Source organism: Haloarcula salinisoli, assembly GCF_019599405.1.
Classification (GTDB): Archaea; Halobacteriota; Halobacteria; order Halobacteriales; family Haloarculaceae; genus Haloarcula; species Haloarcula salinisoli.
Map to the genome: position 1 here is coordinate 615,976 of NZ_RKLQ01000001.1, position 17,269 is coordinate 633,244.

19 protein-coding genes and 1 tRNA gene are annotated in these 17,269 nt (G+C 66.4%); 11 read left to right on the forward strand and 9 right to left on the reverse strand.

Annotated features, from left to right (window positions below; all coding sequences use genetic code 11):
* Window positions 1-240: 240 nt before the first annotated feature.
* The gene (locus EGD98_RS03185; protein WP_220586906.1) at window positions 241-1,716 is read right to left on the reverse strand and encodes an amidohydrolase family protein; all 1,476 of its coding nucleotides are present in this window, start codon (window positions 1,714-1,716) and stop codon (window positions 241-243) included.
* Window positions 1,717-1,819: 103 nt separating this feature from the next.
* On the opposite strand from EGD98_RS03185, the gene EGD98_RS03190 reads away from it, so the two are divergent.
* The 3 genes from EGD98_RS03190 (at window position 1,820) to EGD98_RS03200 (ending at window position 3,977) form a co-directional block, all read left to right on the forward strand.
* Complete coding sequence (locus EGD98_RS03190; RefSeq protein WP_220586907.1) at window positions 1,820-2,488, forward strand: helix-turn-helix domain-containing protein; 669 nt, start codon at window positions 1,820-1,822, stop codon at window positions 2,486-2,488.
* A gap of 215 nt (window positions 2,489-2,703) precedes the next feature.
* Window positions 2,704-2,925 (forward strand): DUF4177 domain-containing protein, encoded by a 222-nt coding sequence (locus EGD98_RS03195; protein WP_220586908.1) that lies wholly within the window; start codon window positions 2,704-2,706, stop codon window positions 2,923-2,925.
* Window positions 2,922-3,977 carry a DUF7972 family membrane protein gene (locus EGD98_RS03200; RefSeq protein ID WP_220586909.1) on the forward strand — a complete coding sequence of 352 codons (1,056 nt, stop codon included), beginning with the start codon at window positions 2,922-2,924 and terminating at the stop codon, window positions 3,975-3,977. Before EGD98_RS03195 ends, EGD98_RS03200 begins: the two co-directional genes overlap by 4 nt.
* Before the next feature lie 33 nt (window positions 3,978-4,010).
* Here the strand turns inward: EGD98_RS03200 and EGD98_RS03205 are convergent, their stop codons facing one another.
* A complete protein-coding gene (locus tag EGD98_RS03205) occupies window positions 4,011-4,793 on the reverse strand; it encodes an SDR family NAD(P)-dependent oxidoreductase (RefSeq protein WP_220586910.1) in 783 nt (260 codons plus the stop codon).
* A gap of 196 nt (window positions 4,794-4,989) precedes the next feature.
* On the opposite strand from EGD98_RS03205, the gene EGD98_RS03210 reads away from it, so the two are divergent.
* A complete protein-coding gene (locus tag EGD98_RS03210) occupies window positions 4,990-5,802 on the forward strand; it encodes a helix-turn-helix transcriptional regulator (RefSeq protein WP_220586911.1) in 813 nt (270 codons plus the stop codon).
* A gap of 52 nt (window positions 5,803-5,854) precedes the next feature.
* Window positions 5,855-6,151 carry a hypothetical protein gene (locus EGD98_RS03215; protein WP_220586912.1) on the forward strand — a complete coding sequence of 99 codons (297 nt, stop codon included), beginning with the start codon at window positions 5,855-5,857 and terminating at the stop codon, window positions 6,149-6,151.
* On the opposite strand, the gene EGD98_RS03220 is transcribed toward EGD98_RS03215, so the two are convergent.
* The 5 genes from EGD98_RS03220 to EGD98_RS03240 form a co-directional block, all read right to left on the reverse strand.
* Window positions 6,152-7,012 carry a CPBP family intramembrane glutamic endopeptidase gene (locus tag EGD98_RS03220; RefSeq protein WP_220586913.1) on the reverse strand — a complete coding sequence of 287 codons (861 nt, stop codon included), beginning with the start codon at window positions 7,010-7,012 and terminating at the stop codon, window positions 6,152-6,154.
* Window positions 7,013-7,060: 48 nt separating this feature from the next.
* Entirely contained in the window at window positions 7,061-7,600 is a 540-nt protein-coding gene (locus EGD98_RS03225; RefSeq protein ID WP_220586914.1) for a DUF1684 domain-containing protein, read from the reverse strand.
* A 56-nt stretch (window positions 7,601-7,656) separates the two neighbouring features.
* Window positions 7,657-9,156: an ATP-binding protein gene (locus EGD98_RS03230; protein ID WP_220586915.1), complete on the reverse strand. Its 1,500-nt coding sequence runs from the start codon at window positions 9,154-9,156 to the stop codon at window positions 7,657-7,659.
* A gap of 58 nt (window positions 9,157-9,214) precedes the next feature.
* Entirely contained in the window at window positions 9,215-11,176 is a 1,962-nt protein-coding gene (locus EGD98_RS03235) for an AMP-dependent synthetase/ligase (RefSeq protein WP_220586916.1), read from the reverse strand.
* 174 nt (window positions 11,177-11,350) lie between these two features.
* Entirely contained in the window at window positions 11,351-11,800 is a 450-nt protein-coding gene (locus EGD98_RS03240) for an Hsp20/alpha crystallin family protein (protein ID WP_220586917.1), read from the reverse strand.
* Window positions 11,801-11,931: 131 nt separating this feature from the next.
* Between EGD98_RS03240 and EGD98_RS03245 the strand changes: the two genes are divergently transcribed.
* From EGD98_RS03245 to EGD98_RS03265, 5 genes are all read left to right on the forward strand, one after another.
* Complete coding sequence (locus tag EGD98_RS03245) at window positions 11,932-12,774, forward strand: NOP5/NOP56 family protein (protein ID WP_220586918.1); 843 nt, start codon at window positions 11,932-11,934, stop codon at window positions 12,772-12,774.
* Window positions 12,771-13,400 (forward strand): fibrillarin-like rRNA/tRNA 2'-O-methyltransferase, encoded by a 630-nt coding sequence (locus EGD98_RS03250; RefSeq protein ID WP_220586919.1) that lies wholly within the window; start codon window positions 12,771-12,773, stop codon window positions 13,398-13,400. Before EGD98_RS03245 ends, EGD98_RS03250 begins: the two co-directional genes overlap by 4 nt.
* A 281-nt stretch (window positions 13,401-13,681) precedes the next feature.
* Window positions 13,682-14,761 (forward strand): glutamate--cysteine ligase, encoded by a 1,080-nt coding sequence (locus EGD98_RS03255; protein WP_220586920.1) that lies wholly within the window; start codon window positions 13,682-13,684, stop codon window positions 14,759-14,761.
* A gap of 419 nt (window positions 14,762-15,180) precedes the next feature.
* Window positions 15,181-15,678: a winged helix-turn-helix domain-containing protein gene (locus tag EGD98_RS03260; RefSeq protein ID WP_220586921.1), complete on the forward strand. Its 498-nt coding sequence runs from the start codon at window positions 15,181-15,183 to the stop codon at window positions 15,676-15,678.
* A 92-nt stretch (window positions 15,679-15,770) separates the two neighbouring features.
* The gene (locus EGD98_RS03265) at window positions 15,771-16,259 is read left to right on the forward strand and encodes a phosphopantetheine adenylyltransferase (protein WP_220586922.1); all 489 of its coding nucleotides are present in this window, start codon (window positions 15,771-15,773) and stop codon (window positions 16,257-16,259) included.
* A 9-nt stretch (window positions 16,260-16,268) separates the two neighbouring features.
* Here the strand turns inward: EGD98_RS03265 and EGD98_RS03270 are convergent, their stop codons facing one another.
* On the reverse strand, window positions 16,269-16,577 hold the full coding sequence (locus EGD98_RS03270; RefSeq protein WP_220586923.1) for a cyclin family protein: 309 nt from the start codon (window positions 16,575-16,577) through the stop codon (window positions 16,269-16,271).
* Between the two features lie 82 nt (window positions 16,578-16,659).
* Between EGD98_RS03270 and EGD98_RS03275 the strand changes: the two genes are divergently transcribed.
* Window positions 16,660-16,743, forward strand: a tRNA-Leu gene (locus EGD98_RS03275).
* A gap of 277 nt (window positions 16,744-17,020) precedes the next feature.
* On the opposite strand, the gene EGD98_RS03280 is transcribed toward EGD98_RS03275, so the two are convergent.
* Window positions 17,021-17,245 (reverse strand): DUF7385 family protein, encoded by a 225-nt coding sequence (locus EGD98_RS03280; protein ID WP_220586924.1) that lies wholly within the window; start codon window positions 17,243-17,245, stop codon window positions 17,021-17,023.
* Between the last annotated feature and the right edge of the window lie 24 nt (window positions 17,246-17,269).

A 17,269-nucleotide genomic window follows, 5' to 3' on the forward strand; every position in this document is an offset into this window, starting at 1 on the left:
ACTGCCCGATTGCGGCCGTAAACCGCGCGCTTCGACGGCTTGCGCCGTCTCAGCAACCGTCGCCCTATCGGGCGACCTCCGAGCCGGCTGACGCCGGCTCGGCAGCTAGCGACGACTGCGTCGTCGCTCGCCCGGCACGAGGGTTTGCCGGCTGACGTGGCACACCGCCGAGGATGATGCCGGACGTTAGTGTTCCGGGCGACATTTTGCGGTCGACGCTGGCAGACCTGCAAGCACCGCTCACCAAGAGACTGTGTCTTTCACGTGTTGCACCGCCAGCCGCCCGAGTAACCTCGCCGGTCCCCGTTTCGGGATGTCACGCAGTGTCGACGCGGTGCCCGGTGGCTCGCCCCCGGCAAGCGAGAGGTCCCAGTCGGTTTCGTCCTGGAACCGCTCGACGGCAGTCTCGACGCGGTCCCGGACGGCGTCGGGCTCCATCGTCTCGACCGTACCGTCCCGGAGGAGCACGGTGCCGTCGACGAGCACCGTCACCACGTCGGCGGGCGTCGCGCCGTTGACGACCTGTGCCGGGACGTTCGTCAGCGGCGTGAACTTCGGCTTGTCTACGTCCAGTACAATGAGGTCCGCCTGTTTGCCAGGTTCGATGCTTCCAATCTGGTCGCCCACGCCGAGCGCTCGCGCCCCCTCGATGGTAAGCATCCGCAGGAGTTCCATCGACTCGTACTGGCCGGCCGTCCGCTTCAGATTGGCAGCCATTCGGGCCTGTCGCGCCTCGCCGAACATGTTGTAGGAGTCGTGCCAGTAGTGGTCGTCGATACCCAGCCCCACGTCGATGCCGGCGGCCCGCATCTCCGGGACCGGCGTCCACTGCATCTCCGGATCCGGGTTCCAGTAGGCCACCACCGAGGGGCAGTGCGCGACGGCGGCGTCGGCCGCTGCAAACCGTCGGATATCGTCGTCGTCGGCCACCCGACAGTGGGCGGCGACGAGTCGGTCGTCAAGGAGACCGACCGATTCGAGCATGTCGAGCGAGTCGTCGCCGCCGTTCGCACGGCCCATCGTGTTGCTCTCGGCCAGTTCGAGCAGGTGGGTGTGGACGAGCAGGTCGGGATAGTCGGCGGCGAGGTCGGCGGTTTGCTCCCAGAACTCGCGCGAACACGACCAGTCGTCGTGGGGACAGATGGTCGCCCTGATTCGGCCGTCGTAGGTGTCGTGGTGGGCCTCGACGAAGCTCCGGAACCGGTCGAACTGCTCCGCGACGGGCACGTCCCAGAAGAGGTCGGTCATCGCCGGGCCGAAAAACCCACGGAGCCCCGCCGACCCGAACACCTCGGCGCCCTGTCCGGGTCGAATATCCATCGCGTTGACGGTCGTGACCCCGCCACGGAGGAAGTTCAGCGCCGCGAGTTCGTACCCCGCCTGCCGAAAGTACGCGAGGGCCTCGTCGTCCAGCCGGTCGAAAAACACCGTCATCTGGAGGAGCAGTTCTCGCAGGTCCCAGTCGCTGACCGCGCCGACCAGCGGTGTCATCTCCAGATGCGTGTGCGTGTTGACCAGCCCCGGCAGCACGAGTTTGCCGTCGCCGTCGATGCTGTGGTCCGCGTCGAGTCGGTCGTCGTCCGCCCGGCTGGGGCGAACCTCGGTAATCCGGCCGTCGGTCACGACGACGGTGCCGCCGTCGAGCAACCGATTGTCGCTGTCGACTGTCAGTACCAGCGCGTCGTAGATGACGACATCCGGTGTGTGGCCTGCCATGTGGGCCACTCCGTCGCTGTCGGCGGAAAGGGTTCTGTGGGGTATGCTCAATGGGTTTATAAGAGTCGCGGGCGAGTCGGCTCCGGCACGGAGACGCTGTCGGATGAAACAGCTCGAAATCACGACGACTATCGATACGGACCTGCTGCCGCACTTCTATCAGGTCGTCTCGGAATCGCCGGCTATCGAAGAGCTACGCGTGCTCGACTGGAATCTGGCTGCGGACGACGTGGGAACGTTGGTGTACGCCGTCGATGGGGACCTAGAGCTGTTCCGGGACGCCGCCGCCGAGACCGACGGCGTCGACGGCGTCGCCTGCTCCCGCGTGGACGGCCCCGTCTCGTACGCCCTGGTGGACGCTCGGCTCGCCGCCGTCCCCTTTTTCAACGAGTTCATGCGGGCGACAGCCCGTGCCGGACTCGTCGTCCGGAAACCGCTCGTCTATCGCGACAACCGGTCGTACAGCTACGCGCTGGGCGACCCGGCGTCGCTTCAGGCGGCCATCGACGGGACACCCCCCGGCGTGGACCTGCAGATAGAACGGATTAGCCAGTTCCCGTCGGTGTTCGACGAGCCGACACGCCGGCTGAGCGACCGCCAACGCGAGACCGTCGAAGCGGCGCTCGAACTGGGATACTACGACCAGCCGCGCGGGTCGACACACGAGGATATCGCCGCGGCGCTGGACTGTGCACCGAGCACGGTGACGACGCATCTCCAGAAGGCGGAGGAGAAACTCGTCCGGGATGCGATGCGCAGCACCCAACGCTAGTGACCCTGCGGGTGGCGTGACTCTCCGCCGAGGATGATGCCGGACGTTAGTGTTCCGGGCGACATTTCACGTACCCTACTGGCGGGACTATCGCTCGCCCCAGGCTCGCTCAAGTCGATTACGGGCCCGTTCACCGGGGTGGTACGTACACGGTCGGTGGATGGCCAGCTCCCGGAGCGGTCACCGTTATACGTCTCCGCGAAGACATGTCAGTGATGGAGGTATCCGAGACCGACCGCTGGGAGTACGAGACGCGCAGACCCCCCCGCGGCGAGACCCAGAAGGAATCGGTCGACCCCAAAGCGGAACTGAACGAACTCGCCGCCGAGGGGTGGCGGTTCGTCGACACCATCGAATACACCGGTGGTGGGACGAAGTTCCTCGTGTTCGAGCGTCCGGCGCGGTCGTCAGACGACGGCGGGGACGACTCCCCGTGAGCGCCGACGGCATCGACGGCGATACGAACCCGAACGTCGACACCGATATCGACGTCAGCACCGAAAACACCATGCGCGAGCGGGCCGGGGAGAGTCGGCTCAAAATCTGGCTGTTACTCGCCGCGAACCGCTGGCACGTCACTGGCGTGCTGGCACTGTGCGTGTTCGTCCTCTTTGTTGCACTCGTGACGGTGCTCCCGCCACCAGTAGTGCCACAGCTCAGGTCCGGTGACACTATCGAGACGATGTTCTCGACCATGATCGGCGGGATAATCACCGGTGTCACACTGGTCGTGACCATCGGCCAGCTGGTGCTCTCCCAGGAGAACGGCCCGCTGGGCGACCAGCGCGAGCGCATGGAGAACGCGATGGACTTTCGCGATTACACCGAGGAACTCGTCGGCGCGCCCAGTCCGGCCGACCCGTCGGCGTTTCTCCAGAGTCTCGTCGCCCTGGCCCAACAGCGTGTGGAGGCAGTTCGGGACGGCCTGAGCGACGTCGAAAACGACCAGCTCCAGTGGGAAATCCAGGAGTTCACCGAGAGTCTCGTCGGCAACGCCGAGCTGGTCCAGGAGCAACTCGACGGTGCGAAATTCGGCAGTTTCGACGTGTTGTTCGCGGCGCTGAACTTCAACTACGGCTGGAAGATATTCCAGGTAGAACGCATCGCAAGCGACCACGCGGCTGACCTGGGAGAACCGGAACAACAGCTCCTCACCGAGCTGAAGACGGCACTCTCGATGTTCGGTCCGGCCAGAGAGCACGTCAAGACGCTGTACTTCGAGTGGGAGCTGGTCACCCTCTCGCAGCTGATTCTGTACGCGGCGATTCCGGCGCTGGTCGTCGCCGGCGTGATGCTCACCGTCGTCGAAGCCGCGACACTCCCCGGGAGCACGCTCGGTGTGGCACACATCACGGTGCTCGTCGGTATCGCGTTCACGATAACACTCACCCCGTACCTGCTGTTTACTGCGTACGTGCTGCGCATCGTCACCATCGCGAAACGAACGCTGGCTATCGAGCCGTTGATTCTGCGGGACTCACAGCGGTAACCGCCGGCTGGCGGTGGGTCATCCCCACTGGCATCAGGTGTGTGCGAACCCGCCGTCGACGACGATGCGCTCGCCGTTGACGTAGGAGGCCAGGTCGCTGGCCAGGAACAGGGCGACGTTTGCGACCTCCTGGGGTTTGCCAAAGCGACCCTGCGGTATCGCCCCCAGCAACATCTCCTGGAACCGCTGGCCCTCCTCGCCCTCCGCCATCGGCGACTCAGCCAGCATCTGGGTCTCGGTCCAGCCGGGGTTGATACAGTTGACGCGGATGCCATCGTCGCCAAAGCGGTCGGCCAGCGAGTACGTGAGCTGCTGGACGCCGGCCTTCGCCGGCCCGTACACCGGCATATCGGCGCCGGTACGCACCGCCGCCAGACTGGCCATGTTGATGATGGTCCCCGGCGTCTCCTCGTCGAGGAACTGTTTCGCGGCGGCCTGCGCGCCGAAGAAGACGCCTTTCAGGTCGATATCCATCACGTGGTCGAAGTCCTCTGGCGTGACCTCCAGGAAGTCGATGTGGGAGATGACGCCGGCGTTGTTCACCCAGATATCCAGGCCGCCGAGCTCCCCGGCGACTTCGGCGGCCACCTCGAGGTCACTGTAATCGGTCACCGAACACTCGACGTACTCGGCTCGCTGGTCCGTCTCGGCCTCGATACGTTCGTGAGTCGGGTCGCCGCCTTCCTTCGGGTCCTCGCGGATATCGGCGACGACCACGTCCGCGCCGTGGTCGGCAAACGTCAGCGAGATAGCCCGGCCGAGGCCGCTCGCGGCTCCCGTGACGACTGCAGTCTGGCCGTCGAGTAGCTTACTCATCGTGCTGGCTCCGTTCGGAACTGCGGCGTGTAACGAACTATCATGCGGGACACAGTGACAGGCAGGACCGAATCCACAATAAGTACTGTCGAAGCGCCAACAGGAACGCGCAGGCGCCCGTTTTTCGGTCCACCGCCGGTGGAACGGACCGGTCCGCGGAGTGTTTTTATTACACTGTGGCGAGTCGGTCAGAACGATGCCGACCGACTCGCCGAACGAGTTCGTCATCGCGTCCACGGTCCGGACGGCCATCGTCCAGGACCTCGCCGACAGTCCGACCACGACCGACGAACTGCTCTCAGGGATTTCTGCGAGTAGCACGGCGGTGTACGACGCGCTCTCGGCGCTCGAGGAGCGGGGTATCGCCCGCGATGTCGGGGACAGATGGGCACTGACCGCGCAGGGACAGATTGCAGCCGACAGCATCGAGGTCTGGCAGGGTACCGAGTCGTTTCTCGCGACCGACCCGGAGTACTGGCAGACCCACCGCGTCGACGTGATTCCCGACCCCTTCCGGCGTCGGCTCCCCGAGCTGGGCGATTACGAGGTCTACCGGGACGGCCCGGGCGAACCCAATCGGGCCGAGCAGATCGCCGTGAGCCGGATGGCCGCTGCGGACGCCCCAGACATCACGACCCCGTTTTACTCGCTGAACCATCAGCGAAACGTCCCGGACACCCCGGAGACGCGGATGCTCGTCACCCGCGAGGCGACGGACATCAGTGTCCAGCGCTATCGCGACGGGCACCGCGAGGAGGTGGAGGACTTGCCCGCGGTCCAGATGCGGCTCACGAGGTGTCAGTTCGCCACGGTCGTCGGCGACGAGTTCGTCCTGTTCGGGCTCCCGACGGTAGATGCAGCGGAGCCGACGCTCTCGGACACCTCGGCGACGCTGGTCTCCGAGACCGAGGCGGCGGTCGAGTGGGGCAAAGAGTTGTTCGAGTACCTCTGGGAACGCTCGGACCCGATGGAGCCGTACATGGTCGAGCACCACGCCGACGTGCTGTAGCGCCGCCCGTTCGACACCGGCCTTTTTGTCCGTCTGCCGCCAGCGTCCGTGCATGACCGACGACACCGACCCGGAGTCGAACCTGCAACAGTGGAAGGAGACGATGCAGGCCGAACACGAGGCGGCCATCCACGACCCGGACCCCGACGAGACCCACCGCATCGAGGGGGTCTCGCAGGTCAGCTACCGCGTCTACTTCGACTACGACCCCGACAGCGGGTCACTGGAGCGGGCCAGTCGGGAGCAGGTCGACGACCTCGCGGACCCGGAGCTGCTCGCCTGTGCGTGTGGCGTCCGGGGAATGACACCCGACGAGGCGACCGCCCACGTCGAAGCGGCCCGCGAGTAGTTACGGGAGGGCCAGTCCCAGCAGCGCCTGTCCCTGCTGTGGCAGTTCGTCGCCCAGCGTCAGGCTGACATAGAGGAGGGTAAACAACGTCGCGTTGTACAGGCCGTGTATCAGCGACGGGACGACGATGTTCTCGGCGTACTCGTAGGCGACGCCAAAGACCGTCGCGGTGCCAAAGAGGATGCTCACGACGACGAGGTTGCCCACCAGCGAGCCGCCCACGAGCGCGACGATGTGCAGCGCCGCGAAAAAGAGGGAGGCGATGGCGATACCCGGCACGCGGCTGAACCGCTCCCGGATGCGCGCCTGGACGACGCCGCGGAAGAGCAGTTCCTCGCCCGGACCGATGACGAGTATCGACGCTGGAATCAACAGCAGGAGTAGTTCCGGGTTCGACCGCCCGAGCTCCGCGGCGGCGTTTTCTCCCGTGTTGAGTGACTGGCCCCGGAGCTCCTGGAGGACGGTCAGCAGGATGCCGGATATCATCACCCAGACGATGGCCGCGGCGTAGCCCGCGAGGACGATACCCACCTCACGCAGGCTCGGGACCGAGACGGGAATCCCGAACGCCGGCCCCTCGCCGCCGATGTCCAGCGCGGACCGCACACGCGGCGCGATGACCGGCCTGAGCTTGTAGTAGCTCAGCGCGACGCCGCCACAGCCGATACCCTGGACGAGGACGAGACTGAGGACCAGGAAGCCGAAGGTCGACAGTCCCGACCCGGTGAGCAGCCCGATACCCAGGACCGTCAGGACGAGCAGCGCGAACCCGAGTGCAAGCCCGCCGGCCCCGAGACCCAGCGCGGAGACCAGCGCGATGGCCGACTGGAGGCGCGGACGCTCGCGTGACACGGTTGACATACCACGCAGTAGCAACGACGGCCTGAAAAGCCGTTCCCTCTCGGACGGTCAGTTTGTCCGTTCGCCGGCCTCGACGGCACCGTCGAGCCAGTTCGCCTCGGGCGGGAGCGGACACGAGAAGGTGTCGCTGTAGGCACAGAAGGGCGCGTACGCGAGGTTGAAATCCAGCGTTACGGTGTCGCCGTCGGCCAGTTCGCCGTCGTGTTCCAGCTCCATGTAGCGGCCCCGTTTGTACGTCTGCTGGCCTGTCGTCTTGTCCCGGAACGGGACAAAGAGCTGGCCCGGGTCGTCGCCGGCCTGCCGGTAGCCCTGGAGGGTGGCGGCCTCGCCGTCGATGTCGAACTCGAAGGTGACGACGTGCAGATACCGGACCACGCGCCCGTCGGTCGTCTCCATCTCGACGGGCTCGGGGTCGTCGTGGCGGGTCACCGACGCCTCGACGCGGTAGGTCGGGTCGGGGTCGAAATACGACAGCCCGTCGAAGCCATCCCGTTCCTCCGGCGGGATGGGCGACTGCGGGTGCTCGGCGAAGAAGTCGTCTTTCTCGGCGCGATTCCGGCGAAGTTCCTCGGCGTAGTCGTCGGTCATGGGCGCCCTACCCGCGCGAGCGGTTTCAGTGCGGCGGTCGCGTGGCCGGGTCGGTCTCAGAACTGTATCTCGAAGCGCGCGCCGCCGCGCTCGCTCTCCGTGACGGAAATCGACCAGCCGTGGGCCTCGACGATTTCGCCGACGATAGCCAGTCCGAAGCCGGTGCTTTCGGCGGCGAGCGCGTGGCCAAAGTCGAAGATGGCGTCGCGCTCGTCCGGTGGGATGCCGGGGCCGTCGTCGGCGACGTAGACGCCGCCGTCGATGTCACCGACGCGTATCGTCGCCGCCGGCCCGGCGTGGGTGACGGCGTTGTCCAGCAGGTTGTCGAACAGCTGTCTGAGCCGGCTGCGGTCGGCCGGGACCGTGCGCTCGGTCGTGATCTCGAGGGTCGCCCCGTCGGGCTGGCGGTCGGCCCAGCACGCCGAGAGCAGCGCGGGCAGCGAGACGGGCTCGGTCGACTCGACGGCGTCGCCCTCGCGGGCCCACGTGAGCACGTCGTCGATGAGCTCGGACATCCGGCGGTGGGCCGCGGCGACGTCGTCGAGGTGGTCGCTGGCCTGGCTGTCCTCGGCGGCCAGTTCGAGGTGGGCGCCCGCGAGGTCGAGCGGCGTCCGCAGGTCGTGCGAGACGATAGAGGCGAACTCCTCCAGGCGCTCGTTCTGGCGGGCCAGTGCCTGTTCGCGCTCACGGAGCGTCTCCTCGCGACTGGCCTGCTGGAGCCCCGACTGGATGTTCGCGGCCAGCACCTGCCCCAGCGAGCGGTCGGTCGGCTTGAACGTCGCCGGTTCGGTCGAACCGGCCACTAACACGCCGTAGTCGCCCAGTGGAAGTAGCAGCTCCGAGCGGAACGGCGTGGACGGGTTGAACACGTCCGGGTCCTCGCGCACGTCGTCACAGATGACGGCGTCCCCAGTCTCGAAGGCCCGCCACGCGATACTGCTCCCGCTGGGGAAGCTCGGGGGCTCACCGAGCAGTTCCCTGCTGCGTGCGGTCGTCGCTGCCGGGTCGAGCGTGTCTGTCTCCTCGTCGTACCGGTAAATCGCGTTTATCTCGAAGCCCAGGACGTCCCTGGCGGCGTTGACGCCGATGTCGACCACCTCGTCGGTCGTCTCGGCCGCCATCAGCTCCCGGGCCGTCTCGTGCAGGGCCGTCAGATTCGCCTCGTGAGCCGTCCGTTCGGTGATGTCAGTGTAGAGCCCGTACACCTGGTCCGAACCGTCGGCGCGGACGCGCCGGAACAGGTACTCGCGCTCCCGGCCCTCGACCGTCTCGCGACGCACCTCGCAGACGCCATCCGCCGGGCCGGCGAGTGCCCCACGTACGGCCTCGGACGACGGTGACCCGAGCAGCTCGTCAAGCGGTTCTTCGACGACCGATTCGGTGTCGTGACCGAACGCCCGCGCGAACGCGTCGTTGATGCGACGGACGCGCGGCTCGTCCGTACCGAAATCCACGAGCACCGCTGGGTCGGGGAGGACATCGAACAGCGGGTCCAGCCGACCGGTGTCACGCGACCGGCCACCGTCGGTCGCGACCCAGTGAGTCCCGTCTGTCATTGTGTACTGGAGGGGGAGTAGCTACTTCAACACCGCGGGCCAGTTATCAGCAACCATACTACTCCTCGGCGTAGATAGCGTCGACGGCGTCCTGGAACTCCTGGTGGATGTTGCGGCGCTTCTTCTTCATCGACGGCGTGAGGAGGTCGTTGCGCGCTGTCCACTCCTCGGGGACCAGCTCGAAGGCCTTGATGCGCTCGGTGCGCTCCAGTTCTGCGTTGGCCTCGTCGACGGCGGCCTGAACCCAGCCGCGAACGGCCTCGTGGTCACACTGGGCGGCCGGGTCGTCGGGCAGGTCGATACCCTCCCTGGCCGCGAGCCGTTCCATCTCCTCGAAGTCGGGAACGATGAGCGCCCCGACGAACTTCTCGTCGTCGCCGACGACCATTATCTGGTCGACTCGGTCGACCGTCGCGAACAGGTCCTCGATGGGCTGTGGGGCGACGTTCTTCCCCGTCGAGAGCACCAGGAGCTGTTTGATTCGGTCGTGATACACCAGAAAGCCGTCGTCGGTCTGCTCGACCACGTCGCCGGTCCGGAACCAGCGCTGCCCCTCAAGTTCGGTGAATCCACGGGTCGTCTCGCCCGGGTTCGCCCAGTATCCCGCGGTGACGTTGGGGCCGGCGACGAGCAGCTCGCCTAGCCGACCGCTGGCGTCGTCGAACTCCCTCTCGTCGACGACGTGTTCGTCGATGTGGATGTCGATTTCGGTTACCGGGTAGCCGAGCGTCCCCGGCCGGAGGTCCTCCGGCGGATTGATGGATATGACCGGTGCCGTCTCGGTGAGCCCGTACCCCTCGACGATGTCGATACCCATCCCGATGAACGTCTCACAGAGCTCTTTAGAGAGGCTCCCGCCGCCGCTGACCATGAACTCTACTTCACCGCCGACTCCCTCGCGGACTGTGCTGTAGACGAGACGGTCCGCGAGTCGGTGCTGGAGCGTCAACAGTGACCCCGGGTCCTCCGTGCGGGCGTGCTCTCTGGCGACGCCCAGCGCCCAGTCGAAGATGCGCTCTTTGACCGGCGAGGCGCTGGCCTGCTCGCGCATCCGCCGGAAGATGCGCTCGTAGACGCGAGGGACGCTCGCACCGAAGTGCGGGCGAACCTGTTCCAGGTCGTCGGCCAGCGTGTCCGGGCTCTCGGCGTAGCAGACGGTCACACCGGAGGCATACATGAAGAAGTGGCCCGCCAGCCGTTCGAAGACGTGGGCCAGCGGGAGGAAGGCGATAGAGCGCTTCCCGGCCGCGACCGTCGGGAGCCCAGGGGCCTTGTCCGGACGGGGCCCAAGCCGCCGCCGCGTCTGGTTGACGTTCGTCCGGAAGTTCCTGTGCGTGAGCTCTACCCCCTTCGGTTGCCCGGTGGTCCCGGAGGTATAGATGATGCTCGCGAGGTCGTCCAGTGACCGGTCGGCGAGCCAGGTCTCGTACTCGCTGGACTCGAAGGCGGCTTCGCCCCGGTCGTAGACGTCGGAAAGCGTCAGCACGTCCGCCCGGTCGGGCGCGCAGTCGTCCATCGTGACGACGGCCTCGAGGTCGAGGTCGTCCTCCACCGCTAGCACCCGCTCTAACTGCTCGTCGGTGCCCACGACCGCCAGCTCGGCGTCCGGGTCGTCGAGGAGATAGCGGACCTGTTTCTCCGAGGAGTCGGTGTACACCGTGGTCACGACCCCGCCGGCCGACAGCACGGCGAAATCGGTTAGCGCCCATTCCATCCGCGTCGACGCGAAGATGCCCACGCGGGTGTCGCTACTCACGCCGAGTTCGCGGAAGCCGGCGGCGAGATATCGAACGAGCTCGCCCATCCGCTCGTAGCTGAGCCGTCCGTAGGCACCGTCGGGCGGTCTCGGGAGTATCTCGCCCGTCAGCGAGCGGTCGTAGACGCCGCCCTTGTACTGCTGGGCGTCCCGCTCGGCGTTGCGGGTCGCGGTCGCCGCGAACAGTTCACCGAGTGTGTCCAACTCCGTGACGTCGTCGCTGTAGGCGGCCTCCGCCTCGAACCAGCTCGGTGGGGCACCCATTGCATGGTCGTTCACCGAGGACGGACAAGTATGTAATGGATGTTAACACTGTACACGTTGAAAATCGTTTGAAAACCGGATAGCAACCGTCTGGCGCGGACGACGGGCCCGCCTCCGATAGCGAATATCGGGAGGATGACAAGTCCGGCGCCGATAGCAACCGCAGACCCCAGCTTACTCGATGTGGATGTCCGTGCCGGCGTCGTCCTCGGACACCACTTCGAACTGGATTTCGAGGACGCCGTTGTGGTAGCTGGCCGTCACGTGGTCGGGGTCGACGTGGGCTGGGAGCGTAATCCGCTCGCTGACCTGTCGGCTCCGGTAGCTCATCCCGTCCCCGACCTCGTGTTCGCCGCTGAGGTGGAGCACGTCGTCGTGGAGGCGAATGGAGAGCTCGTCCCGGTCGAAACCCGGGAGGTCAGCGAGGACCACGAAGCCGTCGTCTGTCTCCTCGACGGTGACCCCAGCGTCCCAGCTCCGCTGGTCGGCGCTCTCGATGGCCGGTGCTTCTCGCCGGCTGTCACCGAACTGTCGGCTCTGGGGCCCGATGCCGCCGAACATCTCCCGGCGCATCTGGTCGAAGAACCGGTCCATGCCGTCGAAGGGGTATCGCTGGTCTCTCATAACAGCCTTATATTGGTCCCGAGCGGATATAAACAGATATGGACGTGTGATAGCAGGGCGCCGACTACCGTCACCGCCCGCTCGCCCGGCCAACCACGGGGCTTTTTCGCGTCGGGTGCGCACCCGCGAGTATGACAGACGGCTGGTTCGTCGGGCTGGACCCCGACGACACGACCGCGGCGGCCGAACGCATCGCGAGCGGGCGGGCCGAGTCCCCCGACGACTGGCCCGCCCAGGCCGTCGACGCAGGCTACGCCGCCGACACCGAGGCGTACTACGAGCGGCTCCACGCGGCGACGACGGCGGCCACCGAGACGGCCGTCACTGAGCGCGAACGGGCCGACGACCAACAGCTCGTCCACGCGGTGCGGGCCATGGCCGACTGCGAGCGCACCGCAAACGAGCTGGCCGAACGGGTCGCTGAGTGGGGCGGCAGTCGCTACGGCGAGGCTGGAAGCGGCGTGGGGTACGCCCGGCGCATCGCCGAGGGCGACGTGGGAGAGGGAGACGAGGGCGGCGACCGGGCCCTTCGCTCGCTGGCCGAGCGCGTCGTGGCGGTCGCCGAGGAGGCCGACGAGCTCCGGGCGTACATAGAGCGCACCGCGCCCGCCGTCGCGCCGAACCTCTCAGCGCTGGCCGGACCGGTCCTGGCCGCACGCCTCGTCTCGCTGGCCGGCGGGCTGGAATCGCTCGCGAAGAAGCCAAGCGGCACCGTCCAGGTGCTGGGTGCCGAGGACGCCCTGTTCGCGCACCTCCGCGGGGGCGCGCCCTCGCCCAAGCACGGCATCATCTTCACCCACGAGTACGTCAGCGGCACCCGCCGCGAGGAGCGGGGCTCCGCGGCTCGCGCGCTGGCCGGCAAACTCTCCATCGCCGCCCGAATCGACCACTACAGCGGCGATCGCCGACCAGACCTGGAGCGGGACCTCGACGAGCGCATCGAACGCATCCGAACCCGGGGAGGTGACCAATGACGCTCCCTGACGGCGTCCCTCGCCACGACTTCGACGGCACGACGAGCATCGCCACGAAGGGCCACCCAGAATACGGCGAGGCCACCGACGGCGAGTGGCGCCGGTGGGACCCGCACCGCTCGAAGCTCGGCGCGATGCTCGCCCTGGGCATGGACACTGGTCTGGAAGGCGGGCAGAAAACTCTCTACCTCGGTGCCGCCGCCGGCACGACGGTGAGCCACGTCGCGGATTTCGGCGGGCCGACCTACGCCGTCGAGTTCGCACCCCGACCCACTCGGGACTTACTCGACGTGGCCGACCACCGCGAGAACCTCTTTCCGCTGCTCAAGGACGCCCGCAAGCCCGAGACATACGCCCACGTCGTCGAACCCGTCGACGTCATCGTCCAGGACGTCGCCACCCGCGGGCAGGCCCGCGTCGCGGCGCTGAACCGCCAGTTCCTCGACGACGGCGGCCGCCTGCTCGCCGCGGTCAAGGCCCGCAGCGAGGACGTGACTGCCGACCCCGAAGACGTGTTCGACGAGGTGGTGGCCGAACTGCAAGAATCCTACGAGGTGCTCGAAACCGAGCAACTGGCCCCCTACCACGAGGACCACCTCGGCGTCGTGGCGCGACCGCTGGAGTAGGCGACTCGACTTTCTACGTGGCTTGTTGCCGATTGTCCAATCGACAGGGCGGGACTGAAAGGGGCGGCACGCTGCACGAACCCCGGCGATGCAAGCACCGGAACGACCAGCGGGAGTGAGGAGCACAGCGAGCCGCGGGAGTGCAGCGTGCCGGGGCTTTCGGGCTGTTGTGGTCTTCGCTACAGACTGAGACTCGAAATATCGCCCCATATACAGAGATAGTGCTCTCTGCTAGCCCGCGGACGGAAGGCTTTAGCGGGTCGATTGCGACGTACCGGTCGATGGACGAGACGGGGTCTCCCGAGAACTTCACCCGGATGGGCACGCTCGGTATCGAGGAGGAGTGTTACGTCGTCGACGAGCACGGCCGGCCCACCTCGGGCACGGACGAACTCGTCTACGAGGGCGAGCCGCCGGAGATACTCGACGGCCGGCTGGACCACGAGCTGTTCAAGAGCGTCATCGAGACGCAGACGCCGCTTATCGAGGCACCCGGCGACGCTCGCGAACAGCTACTGTCGGTGCGCGAGGCACTCGTCGAGTACGCCGCAAGCGAGGGGTTTGGCATCGCCGCGGCGGGGCTTCACCCGCTGGCAAAGTGGCGCGAGCTCGAACACGCCGAGAAGCCCCGGTATCGGGCGCAACTGGACCGAATCCAGTACCCACAGCACCGCAACACCACCGCGGGGCTGCACGTGCACGTCGGTGTGGACGACCCGGACAAGGCGGTGTGGGTGGCCAACGAGCTACGCTGGCACGTCCCGGTGATGCTGGCGCTGTCGGCGAACTCGCCGTACTGGAACGGCTTCGACACCGGGCTGCAGTCCGCCCGGGCGAAGATTTTCGAAGCGTTACCCAACACCGGCATCCCGACGGCGTTCGAGGACTACGCGGCCTTCGAACGGTTCGAGCGCCGGATGGTCGAAAACGGAAGCATCGACGACCGCGGAGAGCTGTGGTTCGACGTGCGCCCGCACTCGGGCCACGGAACCGTCGAGGTGCGGGCGCCGGACGGCCAGGCCGACCCCGACCGCGTGCTCGCCTTCGTCGAATACGTCCACGCGCTCGTAGAGGACCTCGCGGCCCGCTACGAGGACGGTGAGTCGGGGACCGACCTCCGGCGGGAACTGCTCGACGAGAACAAGTGGCGCGCGATTCGGAACGGCCAGTCGGCCTCGTTCCTGTCGCGCGACGGCGAGGCGACCCTGTCGCTCGAGGATATCGTCGAAGCCGACTGTGACCGCCTGGATATCGACGGGATTCGGACGCTACTTGCGGCCGAGAGCGGCGCAGAACGGCAACGGCGGCTCCGCGGCGAGGGCGTGCAATCACTCGCCGCGGCGCTCGAATTGCAGTACTGAAACGGATCCGCCCCGATGGCGGCGACGAAAGCTCTGGCTGCCACTACCTCCCCTCCCGCTAATCGGTGGTCCCCTTCTGTGTCCCCTTCGGGAATCGTCTCGGACCGACTGCGGCGCCGCCCCCAGACGGCGACCGCATCCAGCTTCGGATATCGTGTGTAGGCGCCCTCACAGCACGCCAAGCGACACTCATTCGTAGAGGATACTACAGTAAAATACCAGAGGGTCGCTCTCACGGGCGATAGTGGAGCCGGTTTTTGCCCGCCATTTATATACCACATTTTTAAATCTTCACAACAGTCGTTAATTTATATCTCTCTGTAAAGAACGATGGCGCCGCTTGGGGACGCGGCGTCCTGCGGTCGGTCCGAGCCAAGGTTTTTATCCGCCAATCACTTTCGTCCCCACAGAGACAACATATGTCCACAGACGACCCGGAGGACGACGATGACCCACTCGAGGACGCGGAGGACGTACGGAATCGCCTGGAACAGGAGGCCGACCGCGCGGTCGAACAGTTCGACGAGGGCATCGTGGAGATGCTCGCGTGGGTGCTCGACACGGAGACCCGAGCGCGTATCTACGTGAGCCTCCGCCAGCATCCGGGCAGTACGAGCGACGAGATCGCCGATGCGACGGGGCTGTACCCCAGCACAGTCCGGGAGGCCCTGGCCGCGCTCCACGAGGAAGAGAAGGTGACCCGGGAGAAACGCGAGAGCGATGGTGCCGGTAACAACCCCTACGAGTACAGCGCCATCGCGCCCAGCGAACTCGTCGAGACCATCGTGGGCGACGTCCAGGCCGAGCTGAACACGGTGTTCAACCTGGACGCACACCTCGGGGACGTGGGACCGGACGAGGACGCGGACGAGCCGGTCACCATCTCGGTCGAAGACGCTACGGACGACGACGGGTAGCCGATTACCGGCCACCGACGGCGTTGTGTGACACGCTACCGCGGGTTGCGTGAGACGACACCACTAAATCAGGCGCCGCCTTTAGCGCGGGTATGAATGTGGCGCTGGGGGGGACATTCGACCCCGTCCACGACGGGCACCGGGCGCTGTTCGAGCGCGCGTTCGAACTCGGCGACGTGACTGTGGGACTCACCAGCGACGAACTCGCGCCGAACACCCGACACGACGAGCGCCACGTCCGCTCGTTCGCAAAGCGCCGTGCCGACCTCTCGGCCGAACTGGAGCGGCTGGCAGAGAGTCAGGGCCGCTCGTGGGACATTCGCGAACTGGCCGAACCGACCGGCATCGCGACCGAACCGCAGTTCGACGTGCTCGTCGTCTCCCCCGAGACCGAGACTGGCGGCAAGCGTATCAACGAAATCCGCCGCGACCGCGGCCTCGACCCGCTGGAGCTTGAAGTCGTCCCCCACGTGCGGGCCGACGACGGCGGCATCATCTCCTCGACGCGTATCGTCAACGGCGAGATCGACGAACACGGTAATCTCACCCCCGAGCGCGACGGTCGCGAGAAGCCAACGTAGTTGTACTGGCTACCACTCCGGCGCGTCCAGCCCGACGCGCTCGATGAGGTCCTTCCAGCGCTTTTGAATGCTCAGCCGCGAGACGCCGGCGGCGTCGGCGACGGCCGTCTGTGACCGTTCTTCGCCCGCGACCAGCGCGCCGACGTAGATGCTCGCCGCCATCGACGCCCGCTTGGAGCGGTCCTCGTCGGGCAGCGTCGAGAGAAACAGGTCCACCGCGTGCGAACGCGCCTGCGTTCCCAGGTCCAGTGTCTCCGCCGTGGCCTCGATCTCGCCCAGCCACTCGTCCTGTTCGATTCGGTCGCTCGCGCGATACATACACGCAGATGGGTCCCGAAGACCGTAAACACTCGCCCGCAAGCGACGGGTTTTTAGACCACTCCCGGATACGAGGGAGTGCGCGCGGGTAGCCAAGCCAGGAAAAGGCGTAGCGCTTAGGACGCTATCCCGTAGGGGTCCGCCGGTTCAAATCCGGTCCCGCGCATTGCTGCTGCGAGCAAATCCGCGAGCAGCAGCAATCGGACGAGCGGATTTGAAGCACGGAACGAGCGAACGGAGTGAGCGAAGTTCAGGCGGTTCAAATCCGGTCCCGCGCATTTTGCGACGAACAATTCGTGAGTCGCAAATCCGGTCCTGCGCATGGCGTGGCGCGAGCGAAGTGAGCGCCTCGAAAAGACGAACGGCGAGCGGAGCGAACCGTGAGTCTCCGTGCACAGACCGCAAGCTGAGCGTCCGAGAACTGAAACAACCGTTCCGCGACGCTACCGGTGGGTGAAGATGACCACGCGGTCGTCGTGGATGGCCGTACAGAGGTCCATCTCGAAGTCCAGGTTCAGCGACGTCGGCGGGTCCTTGCAGACGACCATGTCGTCGAACGGCGTCTCACAGGCCGGGCAGGCGACGGCCGTCGTGTTCTGGTAGGATTTGATGGCCTCGTTGTCCTCGCGCGGGGTCAGCGAGGAGACAATCTCGTCGAAATCTTCCATACCCGGCTATGATAGACGATGTCG